The organism is Natronoarchaeum sp. GCM10025321, from assembly GCF_042663585.1.
Classification (GTDB): Archaea; Halobacteriota; Halobacteria; order Halobacteriales; family Natronoarchaeaceae; genus Natranaeroarchaeum.
The window spans coordinates 253,385-269,020 of sequence record NZ_JBHTAN010000006.1; the positions used below are offsets into that span (position 1 = coordinate 253,385).

The 15,636-nt window shown below is 64.1% G+C and carries 14 protein-coding genes; 7 read left to right on the top strand and 7 right to left on the bottom strand.

Annotated features, from left to right (window positions below; translation table 11 throughout):
- Positions 1 to 66 precede the first annotated feature (66 nt).
- The 5 genes from ACFQL3_RS04000 to ACFQL3_RS04020 form a co-directional block, all read right to left on the bottom strand.
- Entirely contained in the window at positions 67 to 813 is a 747-nt protein-coding gene (locus ACFQL3_RS04000; RefSeq protein ID WP_377051619.1) for a metallophosphoesterase, read from the bottom strand.
- Positions 813 to 2,582 (bottom strand): hypothetical protein, encoded by a 1,770-nt coding sequence (locus ACFQL3_RS04005; RefSeq protein ID WP_377051621.1) that lies wholly within the window; start codon positions 2,580 to 2,582, stop codon positions 813 to 815. Before ACFQL3_RS04005 ends, ACFQL3_RS04000 begins: the two co-directional genes overlap by 1 nt.
- Positions 2,579 to 3,853, bottom strand: a complete 1,275-nt coding sequence (locus ACFQL3_RS04010) for a Single-stranded DNA binding protein (RefSeq protein ID WP_377051623.1) — start codon at positions 3,851 to 3,853, stop codon at positions 2,579 to 2,581. The genes ACFQL3_RS04005 and ACFQL3_RS04010 overlap by 4 nt, the downstream gene beginning before the upstream one ends.
- 83 nt (positions 3,854 to 3,936) lie before the next feature.
- Complete coding sequence (locus ACFQL3_RS04015; RefSeq protein ID WP_377051625.1) at positions 3,937 to 6,054, bottom strand: alpha-amylase domain-containing protein; 2,118 nt, start codon at positions 6,052 to 6,054, stop codon at positions 3,937 to 3,939.
- Positions 6,055 to 6,325: 271 nt separating this feature from the next.
- Positions 6,326 to 6,886, bottom strand: a complete 561-nt coding sequence (locus tag ACFQL3_RS04020) for a thioredoxin family protein (RefSeq protein ID WP_377051627.1) — start codon at positions 6,884 to 6,886, stop codon at positions 6,326 to 6,328.
- Between the two features lie 130 nt (positions 6,887 to 7,016).
- Here ACFQL3_RS04020 and ACFQL3_RS04025 point away from each other — a divergent pair, with 130 nt between their 5' ends.
- A complete protein-coding gene (locus ACFQL3_RS04025; RefSeq protein WP_377051629.1) occupies positions 7,017 to 8,165 on the top strand; it encodes an acyl-CoA dehydrogenase family protein in 1,149 nt (382 codons plus the stop codon).
- 89 nt (positions 8,166 to 8,254) lie between these two features.
- Here ACFQL3_RS04025 and ACFQL3_RS04030 read toward each other — a convergent pair whose 3' ends face one another.
- On the bottom strand, positions 8,255 to 8,569 hold the full coding sequence (locus ACFQL3_RS04030; RefSeq protein ID WP_377051631.1) for a glutathione S-transferase N-terminal domain-containing protein: 315 nt from the start codon (positions 8,567 to 8,569) through the stop codon (positions 8,255 to 8,257).
- A gap of 246 nt (positions 8,570 to 8,815) precedes the next feature.
- Between ACFQL3_RS04030 and ACFQL3_RS04035 the strand changes: the two genes are divergently transcribed.
- The 5 genes from ACFQL3_RS04035 to ACFQL3_RS04055 all read left to right on the top strand — a co-directional run bounded on the left by ACFQL3_RS04035 (position 8,816) and on the right by ACFQL3_RS04055 (position 13,625).
- A complete protein-coding gene (locus tag ACFQL3_RS04035) occupies positions 8,816 to 8,989 on the top strand; it encodes a hypothetical protein (protein ID WP_377051633.1) in 174 nt (57 codons plus the stop codon).
- Positions 8,990 to 9,026: 37 nt separating this feature from the next.
- Positions 9,027 to 9,620, top strand: coding sequence for an AsnC family transcriptional regulator (locus tag ACFQL3_RS04040; RefSeq protein ID WP_377051635.1), 594 nt, complete (start codon positions 9,027 to 9,029; stop codon positions 9,618 to 9,620).
- Positions 9,621 to 9,709: 89 nt separating this feature from the next.
- Positions 9,710 to 12,346 (top strand): heavy metal translocating P-type ATPase, encoded by a 2,637-nt coding sequence (locus ACFQL3_RS04045; protein WP_377051637.1) that lies wholly within the window; start codon positions 9,710 to 9,712, stop codon positions 12,344 to 12,346.
- Positions 12,343 to 12,834 carry a DUF411 domain-containing protein gene (locus ACFQL3_RS04050; RefSeq protein ID WP_377051639.1) on the top strand — a complete coding sequence of 164 codons (492 nt, stop codon included), beginning with the start codon at positions 12,343 to 12,345 and terminating at the stop codon, positions 12,832 to 12,834. Before ACFQL3_RS04045 ends, ACFQL3_RS04050 begins: the two co-directional genes overlap by 4 nt.
- Positions 12,835 to 12,887: 53 nt before the next feature.
- The gene (locus ACFQL3_RS04055; protein WP_377051641.1) at positions 12,888 to 13,625 is read left to right on the top strand and encodes a DUF6517 family protein; all 738 of its coding nucleotides are present in this window, start codon (positions 12,888 to 12,890) and stop codon (positions 13,623 to 13,625) included.
- Here the strand turns inward: ACFQL3_RS04055 and ACFQL3_RS04060 are convergent.
- Positions 13,622 to 14,278, bottom strand: coding sequence for an alpha/beta hydrolase (locus tag ACFQL3_RS04060; protein ID WP_377051643.1), 657 nt, complete (start codon positions 14,276 to 14,278; stop codon positions 13,622 to 13,624). The genes ACFQL3_RS04055 and ACFQL3_RS04060 overlap by 4 nt on opposite strands.
- Before the next feature lie 120 nt (positions 14,279 to 14,398).
- Between ACFQL3_RS04060 and dph2 the strand changes: the two genes are divergently transcribed.
- A complete protein-coding gene (gene dph2, locus ACFQL3_RS04065; protein WP_377051645.1) occupies positions 14,399 to 15,448 on the top strand; it encodes a diphthamide biosynthesis enzyme Dph2 in 1,050 nt (349 codons plus the stop codon).
- The last annotated feature ends 188 nt before the right edge of the window (positions 15,449 to 15,636 follow it).

A 15,636-nucleotide genomic window follows, 5' to 3' on the forward strand; every position in this document is an offset into this window, starting at 1 on the left:
CATTGTGTATATATTTTGGACGATTGCTAGTTCTTGAGGGTATAGGCAAATATTCATCCAGATATGTCAGATACTGTCGAACGCCCCCAGTCGCGCACCGTCCAGCAGATACGCCTGTGCATCGGCGATTCCGGTGGGGAGAAACGGCGAGAGGAACTCGTCATTCGTGTTGACCCAGGTCCCACCGACGAGTTCGTTGAACGCTGGACAAACGATGAGTTCCGTCGCTCGTATCGCCGCCGGGTCGTACCGCTCGGCGAAGGCTGTCCGGTCCAGATCACCACGTAACCAGATGCGTTCGGCACGGCTCCCGCCCACGTCGTCTTCGAGGCGAACCTGCGGGTGTTCGTGGCCGACACAGACGATATCGGCGGCGAGGACGTCCGGATCCGGCCACGTGTGACCGTGGACGAAGCCGACCGATCCGAGTCGGACGCCCCCGCCGTCCGTGACGGTGACGTTCTCGATCCACGACTCGATATCGCCGTCGTGGTTCCCCTTGACCAGCGTCACGTCGACGTGTCCGGGCAGGGATTCGAGCAGCACCTCGATTTCGCCGCGTTCGGCCCCGCCGGGGGCGCCGATCGAGTGCATCAGATCGCCGAGTACGACCAACTGCGTCGCGCCGTGCTCCGCGAGCAGTCGCCCGATCCGCTCGCGGCGCTGTTCGGCTCTACTGTCCAGTGATAGACCGCGTTCGGCCCGAAAGGCCGCTTCGATCCCCGCGTGGACGTCTGCGATGACCAGCGCGGGTTCCCCTTCGATGTCGGCGATTGCCGCGGGTTCGCCGGGGATCGGTTCGACTGTCGCCATCAGATCGGCTTCAGGGTGTCGTCGGTCGGCTCGTAACACCGTCCGCCCATCAGCGCCTCCTCGATGGCGTCCTTGACGTCCGGCTCGGTCATTCCGGTGTTCTCGATGACCTCGTTGATCAGGTCGTACCGGTCGACGCCGTCGCCGGTGTCCATCTCCTGCATCGTCTCGATCACCACGTCGGTCAGGGTGACGTCGTCGGGGATGTTCACCTCGTCCGTGGCTTCGTCTGCCTGCTCCACCGCTGTGTCTTCCTCGCTCTCCTCGGCAGTCGAGGCAGTGTCGTCTGCCGGTTCGTCGGCAGTCTGTGCTTCCGACTCCTCGGTGTCTCCCGTATCGGGCGTCTCGATCTCCGACTCGCCGGGGTCGGGCACCTCCGTCCCTGTCGAGAACTCGGTGCCGTACTCCTCCTCGATCTCCTCGCGTTCGTCCTCGGAGAACTCGTACATCTCGCCGGTCGCCGCGGCGCCTTCCTCGTCGCTAGCGTCGGCGTCGATGGATTCCGCGTCGGTGCCGGTATCGATTGGCTCCGTGTCGGCGTCCACGTCGACGGCTTCCGTGTCGGCCTCCGCATCGACGGCTTCCGCGTCGGCGTCCACACCGACGGCTTCCGCGTCAGCCTCCGCATCGGCAGATTCCGCCTCGGCCTCCGCATCGCCTGCGGTATCGAAGTTCCCGACCGACTTGGCGCCAGTCGTCTCCTCACCCTCTGCGGGTGTGGCACTCTCGTCTCCCTCCGTGGCTGGCGACACGTCTTCGGACTCTTGGCCCACGTCGACCTCGTCGGTCGACTCGGTCACATCAGTGCTGGCGGTCGTCTCGGACGATTCGGCGCTGGCGGTCGTCTCGGACGAATCAGCACTCTCCTCGACTGACGCGTCGGGCGGGTCTACCGCCGGTTCGCTTTCCTCCGCCGACTCGTCGGCATTCGCTGACGCTGTCGGGGTGCTGTCAGCCTCGTCTCCCGCCGTCTCGGTTGCCTCGGTGGCTTCGTCCTCGGTCGACTCCGCTACCGCCGCCGGTTCGGGGAGTTCGCCGAGCGTGTCGGGCAGGTCGTCGACTGTGACACTGCCGTCGCCCTCGTCGGGCGCAACGTCGAGGCTGGACACCTCATCGCGTTCGCCGGCGACGACCTCGGTCGCCTCGACAGCCAGGTCGCGGATCGCCGCGAGATACTCGGGGGTGGTACCGTAGTGTTCGAGGGCGAGTCGGACCCCGCTTGCGTGGGCGGGATCGGCCCCGCCGTCGACGAGCAGTGATTCGAGTTCGTCGCCCGCTTCCGGACGCTCTATCGCGGTTGCCATCGTCGCCACGCGGTCGAGGGTCTGCTCGGCGGTGCCGACGATCCAGCGGTCGCGGGTGTCGGCGTCGACCTGATTGATGCTCTCCGGTCGGATCGAGGTGAAGACCCGGTCGGAATCGTCCGGTTGGAAGGTTCTGGCCTTGCCGGTGACAGCGAGGAACGCCGGCGGATCCGTCCGTTCGAGAAACGCCATCTCGTCGGGCTGGTACTGCCCGGCGTAGATGACGAACGCCCCGGTGGGGTCGACGACCCGTGCCCGGAGCACGTTCTCGTTGACCTGCTCTATCTCGGTGAGGACGCCGACGACGAACATCCGGTTGACCCGTGCGCCGGTCGGCGTGATCACGTAGTTCGGCGCGCGCTCCTCGTCGCTTTCCTTGTAATCGAGTGTCGCGTCCTCGAACTCGGCGGCAAACACCCGGTAGGCGACTTCGCGGCGGCCGACCTCGTCGTCAGAGCCACTCATCCGCGCACCTCCGTGAGCAGCGCACTTGCACGCGACTCCGGTTCGGCGTCGACCTCCGTGAACTCCGCGGCGTCGAGGTTCGCGCCGTACTCGTCGATCGAGAGGTGCCCGCGGATCCGGAACTCGCGGCCGACTATCTCCTCGCGGATCGACTCGGCAACGACCGTTTGATCCATCGCCTCGCGCGCCTGTCCGCGGGCGTCGTCGAGGCCACCACCGTAGATCTCCTCGGTGATGTCGGCGTCGAGGACGGCAGTCAGCGTCCCCGTCCCGTCGTCGACGATGGCTTTCACGCGCAGGTCGTCGTAGGCGTCGACCTCACCGTGGGTCCGACACTGGCCGTTCTGAACCACGCGATTGCACTCCGGACAGCGCTGGATCAGTCCCGATCCGTCACGGACCGAGAGGACGTGACCGGTGATCTCGACATCGTAGATGCCGCCCGCGTCGACGGCGTCACCGATCGATAGCTGTGTCCCCGTGTCGCTCATCTCGACCGTGTGGTCAAGGGGCTCTACCGTCGAGAACTCGGAGACGTTGATCGAGGGGACGCCGCGGTACTCCCGGACGTAGGTGTTCTCGATCCTGACCGAGTTCCCCTCGGACTCGAGTGCCGGGTGGGGGTCCCAGTCGGTAAAGGGTAGCTGACCGGTCTCGTCGGCCAGCACGCCGCTGAGAATGTCGGTCTCGCCGTCCCGGCCGTCGATCGTCCGGCGCTCGACCTCCGCAACGGTGACCTCGACGTTGACGCCGCGGTCGCCCGTGTCGATGTCGACGAGGTCGGCGTCGCCACCGATCTCGTATGGCACGTCGAGGGGTTCTTCCTCGACGGCGACGCTCGTCCCGTCGCCGAGATTGAGTTCGGGTTCGCCGTCCCACTCGCGGACGCCGGCGTTTCCGACCGTGAGCGTATCGCCGGGAGAGAGCTCGAAGTCCTGCCAGGCGGTGTAGTCGATCCGGCCGGACTCGTCGGCGAGCGTCCCCTCGAAGATGGTCTGGTCATCGCCCTGATACCGGATCGAGCGCTTGCCGACGCTCAACACGCGGGCGGTGACGGTGACGTTCCCGTCAGCAGTGGTAATCTCGTCGATTCGGTCTTTCGACTGTGTTCCCGTGGAGTTGCTGCCGCCGCCGTACTTGCGTCGCAGGCTCTGTACGGCTTCGTCGATCGGCACGCTGTAGGCGACCAGGTTCTCCAGGTCCTCTATGACCTCCTCTTTGTCAACACCGAGGTCGGAGGCGAGATCCTCGGCACGTTCTTCTACCGTCATCGTCCCCCACTTCGTCGCCGGTCGGTAAAAAGGATTGCCGCGAACCGGCAGTGGAGTCGGGTCCCGGTCCGCGCTCTATCCGGCTACACCGGATCGAGCGTCCAGTGCTGGTTGCCCTTGCCGAGGTAGCCCCACTGGTGGACGTTCGCGCCGTCGTCGGTCGACGCTTCTTCGACGTCGAGGGTCTTGCCGCTGCCGACGTTTTCGACCACGTAAGAGCCGTCTCCGACATCGCCGAGCGTCCAGCGCTGACTCGCGGTATCCGCCCACGCCTCTTGCTGGACGTTCGCACCGTCGCCAGTCCCGTCGGCCGCGAGTACGTTGCCGCTGTGCTGTGCGATCAGGCGGTACTCGTCGCCGCCGAGCGCTTCGACGGTCCAGTGCTGGTTGTCCTTGCCGAGGTAGCCCCACTGGTGGACGTTTGCTCCGTCGGCCGTTGACGCTCCTTCGACGTCGAGGGCCTTGCCGCTGTGGCTCGCGCGGAGCGAATACGTCCCTTCGAGCTCGGTGCTACTGCTGCCATCGAAACCGTCCTCCCAGCCCTGATGCGCCGGAGCGAGGTCGGCCTCGGTGTGATTATCGCCCGCCTCCCAGACGTCGCCCGAACCACCTTCGGGGCCGCGCCGGGTTTTCCAGCCGAACGTGCCGGGATCGTCGATCGACACCTCCCAGACGCCGCTGCCGACGGACGTCCCTTCGACCCCGGTCCCCCAGCCAGTCAGTTGGTCGGACCCACCGGTGAAGTAGACTGACTCGCCGTCGGCCGTCGGCGCTTCGACCTGCAGCGTGATCTGGTCGGTGGCCGGTGCTTCGGCCGCATCCTGTGGGGCGTAGACGGTCCACTGGCCAGCCGGAGCGGTGATCTCCGCCCAGCCGTCACTGTTCGCTTCGGTGTCGCTAGCGGCACCCGTGTACTCCTGCAGCGCTTCGCTGGTCCACGGGACGTCGACCCACTCGCTCCGCTCGCTGAAGCCCCTGTTGAGCGCGACGACGGCGTTGTCCTTGCGCTCGAAGACGATGAACTCCTGATCGACGTAGCGGGTGATCGCGGTCCCGCCGAGCAGGTTGTTGCGGATCCACAGCAGGTTCCGTAGTTCGGGGTCGTCGAAGTCGATGAGATAGCTGTACAGTCGCGGATACCCCTCGTAGGTGAGGATGAACGCCCGTGCGAGGCGTTCGAGTTCGGGCGGTGCGCTGTCGTGGTTGGCGATCAGGGTGAGGGACTGGAACGGGTTCTGCGCGGCGTAGCCGGCATCGGCGCCGTCGAGCGCACGGAAATCGCCGTCGGTGGAGAACGCCTCGTACTTCATCGTGTAAAAGAGCGGGTAGTCGGTGACGTCCATCCCGGTCTGGGCGTACTCGTCGACGTAGCCGATGGGGTCGTGGAGCACTTCGCCGACGGTGTAGAACCCCAGTTCGTCGGCCCAGGGGTTGAGCAGCTCGGCAAAGACCCAGTTGTGGACGTGTTTGGCGGCATCCCAGCGCACGCCGTCGGCACCGCAGTCGGCGAGCAGTTGGAGATAGTTGTAGGCGAGGTCCTGGACGGTCTGGGTCGTCCAGTCGAGTGACGGAAGCCCCACGAGGTCGTTGGTCTCGATTTCGTCGGGTGCACACTCCCAGCCGTTGGGGTCGTAACAGCGGTCGTCGTTCGGATCGTAGGAGTACATCCAGCCCTCGATGCCACCCTCCTGGTAGAAATGCTGGGAGTCGAGGTTCGGGAAGTCGTCCAGTTCCGGCCCGTAGCCGTTGTGATTGAGGACGACGTCGACGATCACGTCGACGCCCTGAGCGTGGGCCTCGTCGATCATCGAGCGGAACTCGGCCTCGGTGCCGAACTCGCTGTCGAGCGAGGTCCGGTCGTACGGCTGATAGCCGAGCGGCGGGTGATAGGGGTACTCGTCGCCGTACTCCGGATGACTGCCCCCCTGATCGTCCTTGGTCAGGATACTTTCCTGCGGGGCGGGGACGTGAATCGCGCCGAACCCGGCGTCGGCGACGTTGGCCATGCTGGCTTCGACCTCCGTCCAGTCGGTGTGGAAGTACTGCAGCATCGTCGTCTCGCCGGCGGCGTGGGAGTCAGCGAGAGCGGTGCTGCTCGCGGCGCTGGCGGCGGCCGAACCGATCGTTGCGGCTCCGACGCCTTTCACGACGTCACGCCGAGTGAGTTCGCTGTCACGCCACTTGTTGTCATAGTCTGACATCGTTTTTTCTGTAGGATCGACCATTATAAATATCGCTCATAGGTGTTAATAAAAAATAATGTAATGTATTGAATGTTTAGAAGTATGATGTATTCTTTCAGCCGAAAATAAGTAGTTCAAACGCCGGCAAAACAACTATAGTTGGTTTTAGCGGCTCCTCTTCGGAATATGTTACTGTATCTATTGATCCGATATCGGAACTTGATCAATAGAAAATAACTCTAAATTAAGCCGGTTTGCTCTGTATCTCCGGCTGGCCCGCACGGCCCGATCAGTCGCGCCACTTGATCGAACAGCCCTGCGAGCGACGCCATTCGAGGTCGACCGGTTCGTCGGCCAGAATTGACTCGATTGCCCCCTGCACGTAGAACTCGGTGGGTTCCGCGTCGGGGTTCATCGCGTCGTCGAGTCGGCCCTGATAGACCAGTCGGAACTCCCCGTCCTCGTTCGCGAAGAGGAACGGGTCGGGCGTGCAGACGGCACCGTACTCCTGGGCTACTTCCTGTGACTCGTCGCGGAGGTAGGCGTCGTAGGCGACTGTCCCGTCCTCGACGTACTCTTTCATCTTCTCGAAGGAATCCTCGGGATACTCCTCGGCATCGTTGGGATTGATCCCGACCACTGCGGCGTCGTCGTACGATTCGGCGAGTTCGTTGAGATGGTCGAACTTCGCTTTCGCGTACGGGCAGTGGTTACAGGTGAAGACGATCAGGAGCGCCTCCCTGTCCGCAAACGAATCGAGCGTGTACGTCTCGCCGTCGACGCCGGGGAGTTCGAAGTCGGGGGCCGAGTCGCCGTCCTCCAGTTCCGGATCGGACTCTTTCAGTACCATACCGATAGTTGGCACGGCATCGGTTTGTCGTTTGTGCCTACACGGGTGACCCGACCCGTCGGGAGTGAACTGCCTCCCGCGTGTTAGTAGTTCCCGTGCATATATGGCCGACCCGTCCTTCGAAGGGACCATGGAACTACTCGACGACACCATCGTTCCCGAGCATGCCCGGGAAGTCAAACATGAAGCCCGCGAGTTTGCCGAGGAGTATATCGAACCCAACGCTGAGGAGTACTTCCGCAGGGGGGAGTACCCGCACGATATCCTCGAGGCCGGACAGGAGGCTGGACTGGTGGCCCAGGACCTCGGCGAAGACCTCGGCGGTCGGGACCTCTCACTAACGGAAGTGCTGGCGATCGGAGAGGAGTTCTACAAGGCGGATGCCGGTATCGCGCTGACGCTCCAGCTAGCTAGCTTCGGCGCGGAGATAGTCGAGGAGTACGGCAACGACGCCCAGAAAGAGGAGTATCTCCGCCCCGTTGCCCAGGGTGACCAGATCACCGGCCTCGCGGTTTCCGAACCCGATACGGGAAGCGACCTCGCGGGGATGCAGACCACTGCCGAAAAGGACGGCGACGAGTACGTCATCAACGGCGAAAAGTACTGGATCGGCAACGGCGTCGAGGGCGACTGGCTGACGCTGTACGCCAGGACCGACGACGACGAGGACAACCGCTACGGCAACCACTCGATGTTCATTATCCCCACCGAGGGCGAGGGGTACAACGCCGAGCACATCCCCGAGAAGATGGGCTTTCGTGCCTCCAAGCAGGCCCACATCGTCTTCGACGACTTCCGTATTCCCGAGGAGAACCTCGTCGGGACGGAGGGGGCGGGCTTCTGGATGCTCGCGGAGTTTTTCAACCACGGGCGAGTCGTCGTCGCGGGCCACGGTCTCGGCCTCGCCGCCGCGGCCATCGAGGAGACGTGGGACTTCATCCACGGCCGCGAGGAGTTCGGCCGTACGATCAACGAGTTCCAGGCGGTCCAGCACGGCGTCGCCGACATGCGCCTCGAGTTCGAGAGCGCTCGCGCACTCACCTGGCGCGCCGCCGAGAAGGTCGAACAGGGCGAGGACCCCGGCCTCTGGGCCGCGATGGCAAAGACGAAAGCCACGGAGACGGCGACCGACTGCGCCGAGCAGGGGATGCAGTTCCACGGCGGCCGGTCGGTGCTCACGGATCGCCGGATTGCGCGTGTCTACCGCGACGTGCGCGTCCCGGTCATCTACGAGGGCGCAAACGAGATCCAGCGGAACCTGATCTACCGGCAGTCCTGAGCCGAGACTGAACGCCACTCCGACGTGCTCTTCTGTTACTTGTCTTTTCGAAGTGTATCACTTCGAAAGTTATAGTTAGGGTCCGCGGTTCAGAACAGTGCCGAGAGCACCCGACCGACGATGCCCGACGGGGGCGGGCTCTCGCCGTCGCCGTACTCCGCGTATAGATATTCGACGATGTCGTCGCTTTCGGGCATCCCCTCGATCCCCTTGGATCGGTCGACCAGCACCGGGACGCCGTACTGGCCGCTCGCCTCGTGGACGGCCTCCCGCTTGGACCGGGAGCCGGGGACGTCGTTGGTCTCGTACGCCAGATCGAGGTCATCCAGCGCCCGGCGCACCTTCGCACAGTACGGACAGCCCTGGAGGTTGTACAGTTCGAGTGTCGGCGTCGAATCGGCCATACTGGCTGTCAGGACTCGGCGGTTCAGTGTGTTTCGGTCGCCGCTCGAACCGATCTGTGATTATCCAATAACTATATTAGGGTAAACTACAACATCTGATACGACTTATCGTGATGTGTGTTTGCATGCAACATCACGGGTCGGCCCGCGAACAAACGGACGCTACCACTATGAGATCACGACCTCACCGTTCGGACTTGGAGGTACCGGCGCGGAACAGTCGACCGACCAACCGGGGTGCGTAACGTGACCGAAACCCAGCAGTTCACCGACGGTCGAGGGCTCGGACTGTCCGTCCTCGGCATGACGTTGCTGATCATCGGCGGTGCGATGCTGTACCACTCGGTGCTGCCGACCGCCGGTGCGGCGTTGCTGACACTGGCGTTCCTGTGTATGCTCGCCGTCGTGGTGTTCGTGTAAGGCACATCCTTTGTACCCCCAGTCCCTACCCTCGCTCGTGCCACTGGACGATACTGATGCCGAGATCCTCCGTCTGCTGATCGAGGACGCCAGCCGTTCGTACCGCGAGATCGGCGAGGAGGTCGATCTGACCGCGCCGAGCGTCTCCGACCGGGTCGAGCGCCTGCGAGAGCTCGGCGTCCTCGAACGCTTCACCGTCGCCGTCGACCAGTCGATGTTCGCCAACAGCGCGGCGCGACTGGTCGACGTCCAAGTCGGGCCGGGCGAGGCGACCGGCGTCGCCGCCGATCTAGACGCCGTCGACGGCGTCGAGCACGTCATCCGGACCGAGAGCGGGCGGGTCGTCGCACAGACACATCTGGCCGAAGACGAACTCAGGCCCCTCCTGAGCGACCTGCTGGCCGATCGCGAGATCATCGAGTACAGCGTCGAAGGCGTCGTCGAGTCGGCGTGGAACCCCGAACTGCGTGGCGGCGAGTTCGCCGTCGACTGCGTCGAATGTGGAAAAACCGTCGAGGGAGAAGGGGTCACCATCGAACGTGACGGGCACCGATACGTGCTCTGCTGTCACTCCTGTGAGTCGCTGTTTCTGGAGCGCTATGACGAACTGAACGACGGACTCGGCGACTGACTCGTGGTTCGTTAGGATCGGGTGCGCGCAAACTAGCGACTCGTTAGGGACAACCCGCTTGAATATGGAACCCGTAGTTAGTGATAGCTATGAGTACGGAAACTGCCCACGTCGAGGTTGCCGGGATGTCGTGTTCGACGTGTTCCTCGTCGGTCGAGGAGGCCGTCGGCGCCCTGGAGGGCGTCGAATCGGTCAGCGCGAACTTCGCAACCGACGATGGAACCGTTACGTACGACCCCGCGGTCGTTTCGCTGGGGGCGATCTACGAGGCGATCGAGGACGGCGGCTACGAGCCGGAGAAAGCCTCGACAACGGTCGGTATCGCCGGTATGTCCTGTTCGACCTGCGCGGAGTCCAACCGCCAGGCCATCGAGGATGTCCCCGGCGTGATCGAGGCGAACGTCAACTTCGCGACCGACGAGGCACAGGTCGTCTACAACCCCATCGACGTCTCGCTGGAGGACGTCTACGACGCAATCGAGGATGCGGGCTACGATCCGGACCGCCCCAGCAGTGAGGAGGGGGCCGACCTCGGCGAGGAACGCGAGAGCGCCGTCGAGCGCGAACTGAACAAACAGCGCAGGCTGGTGATCGGCGGCGGTATCCTCGCGCTCCCCTTCCTCGGCGTGATGATCGAGATGTTCCTCCCGGGCGTCCTGCCGGAGGTACTCGTCGCGCCGGGGTGGGTCGAGTTCCTGCTCGCGACGCTTCTGATGGCGACGCTCGGCAAGGAGTTCATCGTCGGCGCGTACGAAGCCGCGGTGAACACCGGTCGCGCGAACATGGACACGCTGGTCGCAGTCGGTTCGTCGACGGGCTACGTCTACTCGACTGCCGTCGTGGCCGGACTGATCCCCGGCGGCCTCTACTTCGAGGCCGTCGCGGTGATCCTCTGGTTCATCACGCTCGGCAACTGGCTCGAAGCGCGGTCGAAAGCCCGGGCGAGCGACGCCCTCAAGACGTTACTGGAGATGGAGGCCGACGAGGCGACGCTGGTAGTGGATGATGAGGAGCGGACGGTCCCGGTCGAAGAGATCGAGGTCGGCGACGTGATGAAGGTCCGGCCCGGCGAGCAGATCCCTACTGATGGCGTGGTCGTCGACGGTCAGAGCGCGGTCGACGAGTCGATGGTTACCGGCGAGTCGGTCCCCGTCGAGAAGGGCGAGGGCGACGAAGTCGTCGGGTCGACGATCAACGAGAACGGCGTCCTCCTGATCGAGGCGACCAAAGTCGGCAAGGACACAGCGATCCAGCAGATCGTCCAGCGCGTCAAGGAGGCCCAGGCCCGCCAGCCCGACGTCCAGCGGCTGGTCGACACGGTCTCGGCCTACTTCGTCCCCGCAGTCATTATCAATGCCGTCTTCTGGGCGGTCGTCTGGGCGCTCGCACCCGATCTGCTGTACACCGCCTCCTCGTGGCTCGGCGGCGTCCTTCCGTACCTCGAACCGGTCGGGGGAGGCCCGGTCGCGGGCGGCGTCTCCACGCTGGAGTTCTCGATGGTCGTCCTCGCGAGCGCGTTGCTGATCGCCTGTCCCTGTGCGCTGGGGCTGGCGACGCCCGCCGCGACGATGGTCGGGTCGACGATCAGCGCGACCAACGGCGTCCTGTTCAAGGGTGCTGACATCCTCGAACAGGTCCGGGACATCGACGTCGTCGTCTTCGACAAGACGGGGACGCTCACCCACGGCGACATGGTGCTGACCGACGTGGTCCCCGTGGGTGACGGCGCGGCGACGGGCGGCGTTGCCGCCGATGGCGGTGAAGAGCTCCCTGACGGCGGCGCGGTCGTGACCGAGGAGCGGGAGTTCAGCGAGGACGACGTGCTCTCCGTCGCCGCAAGCGTCGAATCCGACTCCGAACACCCGCTGGCACAGGCTATCGTCGAGGGTGCGAAAGAGCGCGGTATCGATATCGAAGACGCGACCGAGTTCGAGAACGTCCCCGGCCACGGCGTCCGCGCCGAGACGGCCCGCGGCGAGGCGCTGGTCGGCAACCGCAAACTCATGCGGGACAACGGGATCGATCCCGACCCTGCCGTGGAGACGATGGAGCGCCTCGAACGCGATGGCAAGACCGCGATGCTGGTCGCCCTCGACGGCCGACTGATCGGCGTGGTCGCCACCGCCGACACCGTCCGCGAGAGCGCAAAAGAGACCGTCGCCGCGCTACAGGAGCGCGGTATCGACCCGATCATGCTCACCGGCGACAACGACCGGACGGCCCACGCCGTCGCCGAGGAACTCGGGATCGACGCCGTCGACGTCTACTCGGAGGTGCTTCCCGACGAGAAAGCGGACACAGTCGATCGGATTCAGGAGGGTGGCCGCCGCGCGATCATGGTCGGTGACGGCGTCAACGACGCGCCGGCGCTGACGACCGCCCACGTCGGTATCGCCATCGGTAGCGGGACGGACGTCGCCATCGAGAGTGCGGATGTCACGCTGATGCGCGACGACCCTGCCGACGTGCTCAAGGCGATCCGGATCTCCGAGGCGACGATCGCGAAGGTCTGGCAGAACCTTTTCTGGGCGTTCGCGTACAACGTTACGCTCGTCCCGATCGCCTCGCTGGGCCTGCTCAACCCCGCGCTCGCCGGGCTAGCGATGACCGGTTCCAGCCTCTCGGTGATGGGTAACAGCCTCGCCTTCCGCGGCTACGACCCCCACGAGGACTACCACCTCGCGGTAACGAAACCGTTCCGCGCCCTTGCAGGGGTAGTTCGATGAGCGATCGTGTCTCCCGCCGATCGCTGCTCGCTGCGGGGTCCTCGGTCGCCGCCGTTTCAGTAGCAGGCTGTCTGGGCGGCGACAGCACGGACGAGTGGTCCTACTCGGGAACGCTTTCGGCTACCGCACACCAGTACAACAGCCCGAACTGTGACTGCTGTGGCGCCTACGGGGAATATCTCGACGAGCATCTTGACGGGTCGCTATCGTCCTCGGTGCGGGAGGACATCGGGACGGTAAAAACCGATCTCGGCATCCCCGGGGACCTGCAGAGCTGTCACACCGTCGAAGTCGGGTCGTACTTCGTCGAGGGACACGTTCCGGTTGAGACGATAGCGACGCTGCTCGACGATTCCCCCGACATCGCAGGTATCGCGCTGCCAGGGATGCCCGCCGGTTCGCCGGGAATGGGTGGTGCAAAAGACGAGAAGTGGACGGTCTACGCTGTCGACAAGGAAGCCGATATCGAGCCGTTCGTGGAACTGTAACAGCGCATCCGGGCCAAAAAACACTTACAAACCGGCTAGTAATTGTTTGCCAGATGAACAGACGACACTTTCTCGCTGGAGCGGGTGCGTTCGGCCTCGCATCCATTTCTGGCTGTCTCGGACTGGCCGGACTCGACGAACACGAAGCGACCCCGGGTGGCGTCGACGCCGAGACCCGCGAGGAGACCGGCTACGAACAGGTCGGTATCGAGGAACTCCCGGTCGAGGAATCGGTCGGCCTCGGCCCGGCCACGGAGTCGGTTCGGGTCGCGAACTACATGACCAAACACGAGAGGTCGGTCGACATGGGACCGCTCGGCGAGCAACGCGGGGCGGTATTCATGATCCTGTCGACGCCTCAGATCGGCATCCCGAACTACCAGTTCAACCCCGTCGAGGACATGTCGACGCGCGAACTCATCGATCTGGTTGACGACAACTACGACGGTATCGACGACATCCAACACGAGGAGGACGGGACGGCAAGCATCCTCGATCAGTCGACGACCGTCTCGCGGTTCAGCGCTAGCGCGCAGTTCGACGGCGAGGACGTCGAGGTCTATCTTCACGTCAGCAAGGCCGTCGAGACCGACGACGACCTGCTCGTAACCATCGGCGTCTACCCGGAACTGGTCCGGAGCGAAGAGGAAGGAAACGTCGAGGCGCTGATGAGCGGCGTCGTAGAGCACGCCGATAGCGGTGACGAGGGCGCAGACAGCACGAGCAATGACGGAGATGATGGGGGCGATACGACCGACGACGGCGAGGACGAAGACGGCGGCTTGCTCTAGACCTGTTCGTCGACCCACTCCAGCAGATCGGCATGCTCGTCCGGGCCGATCCCGTGGCTCATTTCGTAGGTCCGGGCGGTGACCGCTGCGTCGAGTTCGCTCAGGCGGACGGCCGCGCTGTCGGTCCGTCCCGGCGGGATGATCTGGTCCCGACTGCCGCCCGCGATGAAGACTGGCTTGTCCTCGATGCCGTCGGGGGCCAGATCGGCGTGTGATTCGGGGAGATAACAGTGCAGCGCGGCGACCCAGTCGATCCGGTCGGGGTCCTCGAGCAGGAGCGAGAGAGCGGTGATGCCGCCCTGACTGAAGCCGAGCAGGCCGATCCGGTCGGCATCGAGGTCGTAGCGCTCGATGGCGGCCTCGATCGACTCGTCGACCAGATCGAGGCTCCGGCGGAACTGCTCGGGATGGGGCTCGCTCTCGTGAAGCCCGCCCCCCGAGAGGTCGAGGTCGTACCAGGTGTAGCCGCCCTGTAGCGTGTCAGGCGCGCGCAGGCTGAGGACGAACAGCTCGTCGGGGAACTGCTGCGCTATCGGCAGGAGATCCGTCTCGTCGGCACCGCGACCGTGGAGTATGACGACGGCGGGGGACGGGCCATCGCCCTCGGCCTCGATCGTCCGATGTTCGAGCGGCAATGTCGGTGTCTCTGACATGGCTATATCCAGGCAGGCGAACGGCTTGAAACCCGTGATCGGCCAATCAGAGATGTGAAGTAGTACCACATCTCTTCGGCAAACGCCGAGGTTATACGTTGCGGACCGCTAATCAGGACAATGAGCGAGGAGACGGAGTACAGCGACGGAGACCTCCGGAACACCGGTATGTCTCTCAAGCACGACCGAGAATGGGATTACGAACTCGACCGGATCGTCGAGGCAGTCGAAGAACGCGACGCAAAGAAAGTCGGCCTGCAGTTCCCCGAGGGTCTCAAACGTCGCGGCCCGGACGTCGCCGACGACCTGCGCCAAATCCTCGACGACGACGTGATGATCCTGCTCTCGGGCCAGCCCTGCTACGGCGCCTGCGACTTGGATACCTTCATGATGCGCCGGACCGACGTGTTCGTCCACTTCGGGCATAGCCCGATGAAGGAGTCGGACAAGATCATCTACGTCCCACTCTTCTCGAACGTCGATGTCATGCCGATCATGGAGGAGGCCAAGGCGGAACTCACCGACCCGGACGACGACCCCGACGTGGGGCTCGTGACGACCGCCCAGCATATGAACCGCTTCTCGGAGATGTCCGAGTGGCTCGAAGACCGCGGCTACAACGTCCATACCCGCCGCGGCGACGACCGGCTTACCCACGAGGGGCAGGTGCTCGGCTGTAACTACGCTTCGGCCGACGTCGACGCCGACCAGATCCTCTACGTCGGCGGCGGGAAGTTCCACCCCCTCGGACTGGCGATGGAACACCCCGACAAGAACGTCATTATCGCGGATCCGGTCAACAACGTCGTGACCATCGCAGACACCGAGAAGTTCATGAAACAGCGCTACGCCACCGTCCACAAGGCGATGGATGCCGAGACGTTCGGCGTCATCTTCTGTACCAAGATCGGTCAGGGTCGGATGGATCAGGCAGAGGCGGTCCTCGAAGACAACGACAACGCCTATCTGATCACGATGGACGAGGTAACGCCTGATCGCCTGCGGAACTTCGGCTTCGACGCCTACGTCAACACTGGCTGTCCGCGAATCACGACCGACGACGGCCCGCAGTTCCACAAGCCGATGCTCACGCCTGGCGAGTACCAGATCGCCGTCGGCAACAAACCGCTCGACGAACTGAGCTTCGACACCTTCCACGGCACCTGGTAGCGACGAACGGCAGCCGAACGGTCGTCGACCCGGCAACCGAATTCGATGCGGCACGCGATCCTTCGACTGTCGCGCTCTTTTCGACTCCGATCATGGCGAGTTTCCCGATTCGAACAGCCGCAGGCCCGCAACGAGTTCTCAATCGATACTCGTCAGATACGAAATAATAAGGGGAACAATCATGAGTA

Excerpts from the sequence above, each read along its gene's own strand:
- ACFQL3_RS04020 (WP_377051627.1), bottom strand. The coding sequence starts at position 6,886 with ATGGTACTGAAAGAGTCCGATCCGGAACTGGAGGACGGCGACTCGGCC.
- ACFQL3_RS04050 (WP_377051639.1), top strand. The coding sequence starts at position 12,343 with ATGAGCGATCGTGTCTCCCGCCGATCGCTGCTCGCTGCGGGGTCCTCG.
- ACFQL3_RS04060 (WP_377051643.1), bottom strand. The coding sequence starts at position 14,278 with ATGTCAGAGACACCGACATTGCCGCTCGAACATCGGACGATCGAGGCC.
- ACFQL3_RS04045 (WP_377051637.1), top strand. The coding sequence starts at position 9,710 with ATGAGTACGGAAACTGCCCACGTCGAGGTTGCCGGGATGTCGTGTTCG.
- ACFQL3_RS04025 (WP_377051629.1), top strand. The coding sequence starts at position 7,017 with ATGGAACTACTCGACGACACCATCGTTCCCGAGCATGCCCGGGAAGTC.
- ACFQL3_RS04055 (WP_377051641.1), top strand. The coding sequence starts at position 12,888 with ATGAACAGACGACACTTTCTCGCTGGAGCGGGTGCGTTCGGCCTCGCA.
- ACFQL3_RS04005 (WP_377051621.1), bottom strand. The coding sequence starts at position 2,582 with ATGAGTGGCTCTGACGACGAGGTCGGCCGCCGCGAAGTCGCCTACCGG.
- ACFQL3_RS04010 (WP_377051623.1), bottom strand. The coding sequence starts at position 3,853 with ATGACGGTAGAAGAACGTGCCGAGGATCTCGCCTCCGACCTCGGTGTT.
- ACFQL3_RS04030 (WP_377051631.1), bottom strand. The coding sequence starts at position 8,569 with ATGGCCGATTCGACGCCGACACTCGAACTGTACAACCTCCAGGGCTGT.
- dph2 (WP_377051645.1), top strand. The coding sequence starts at position 14,399 with ATGAGCGAGGAGACGGAGTACAGCGACGGAGACCTCCGGAACACCGGT.
- ACFQL3_RS04000 (WP_377051619.1), bottom strand. The coding sequence starts at position 813 with ATGGCGACAGTCGAACCGATCCCCGGCGAACCCGCGGCAATCGCCGAC.
- ACFQL3_RS04015 (WP_377051625.1), bottom strand. The coding sequence starts at position 6,054 with ATGTCAGACTATGACAACAAGTGGCGTGACAGCGAACTCACTCGGCGT.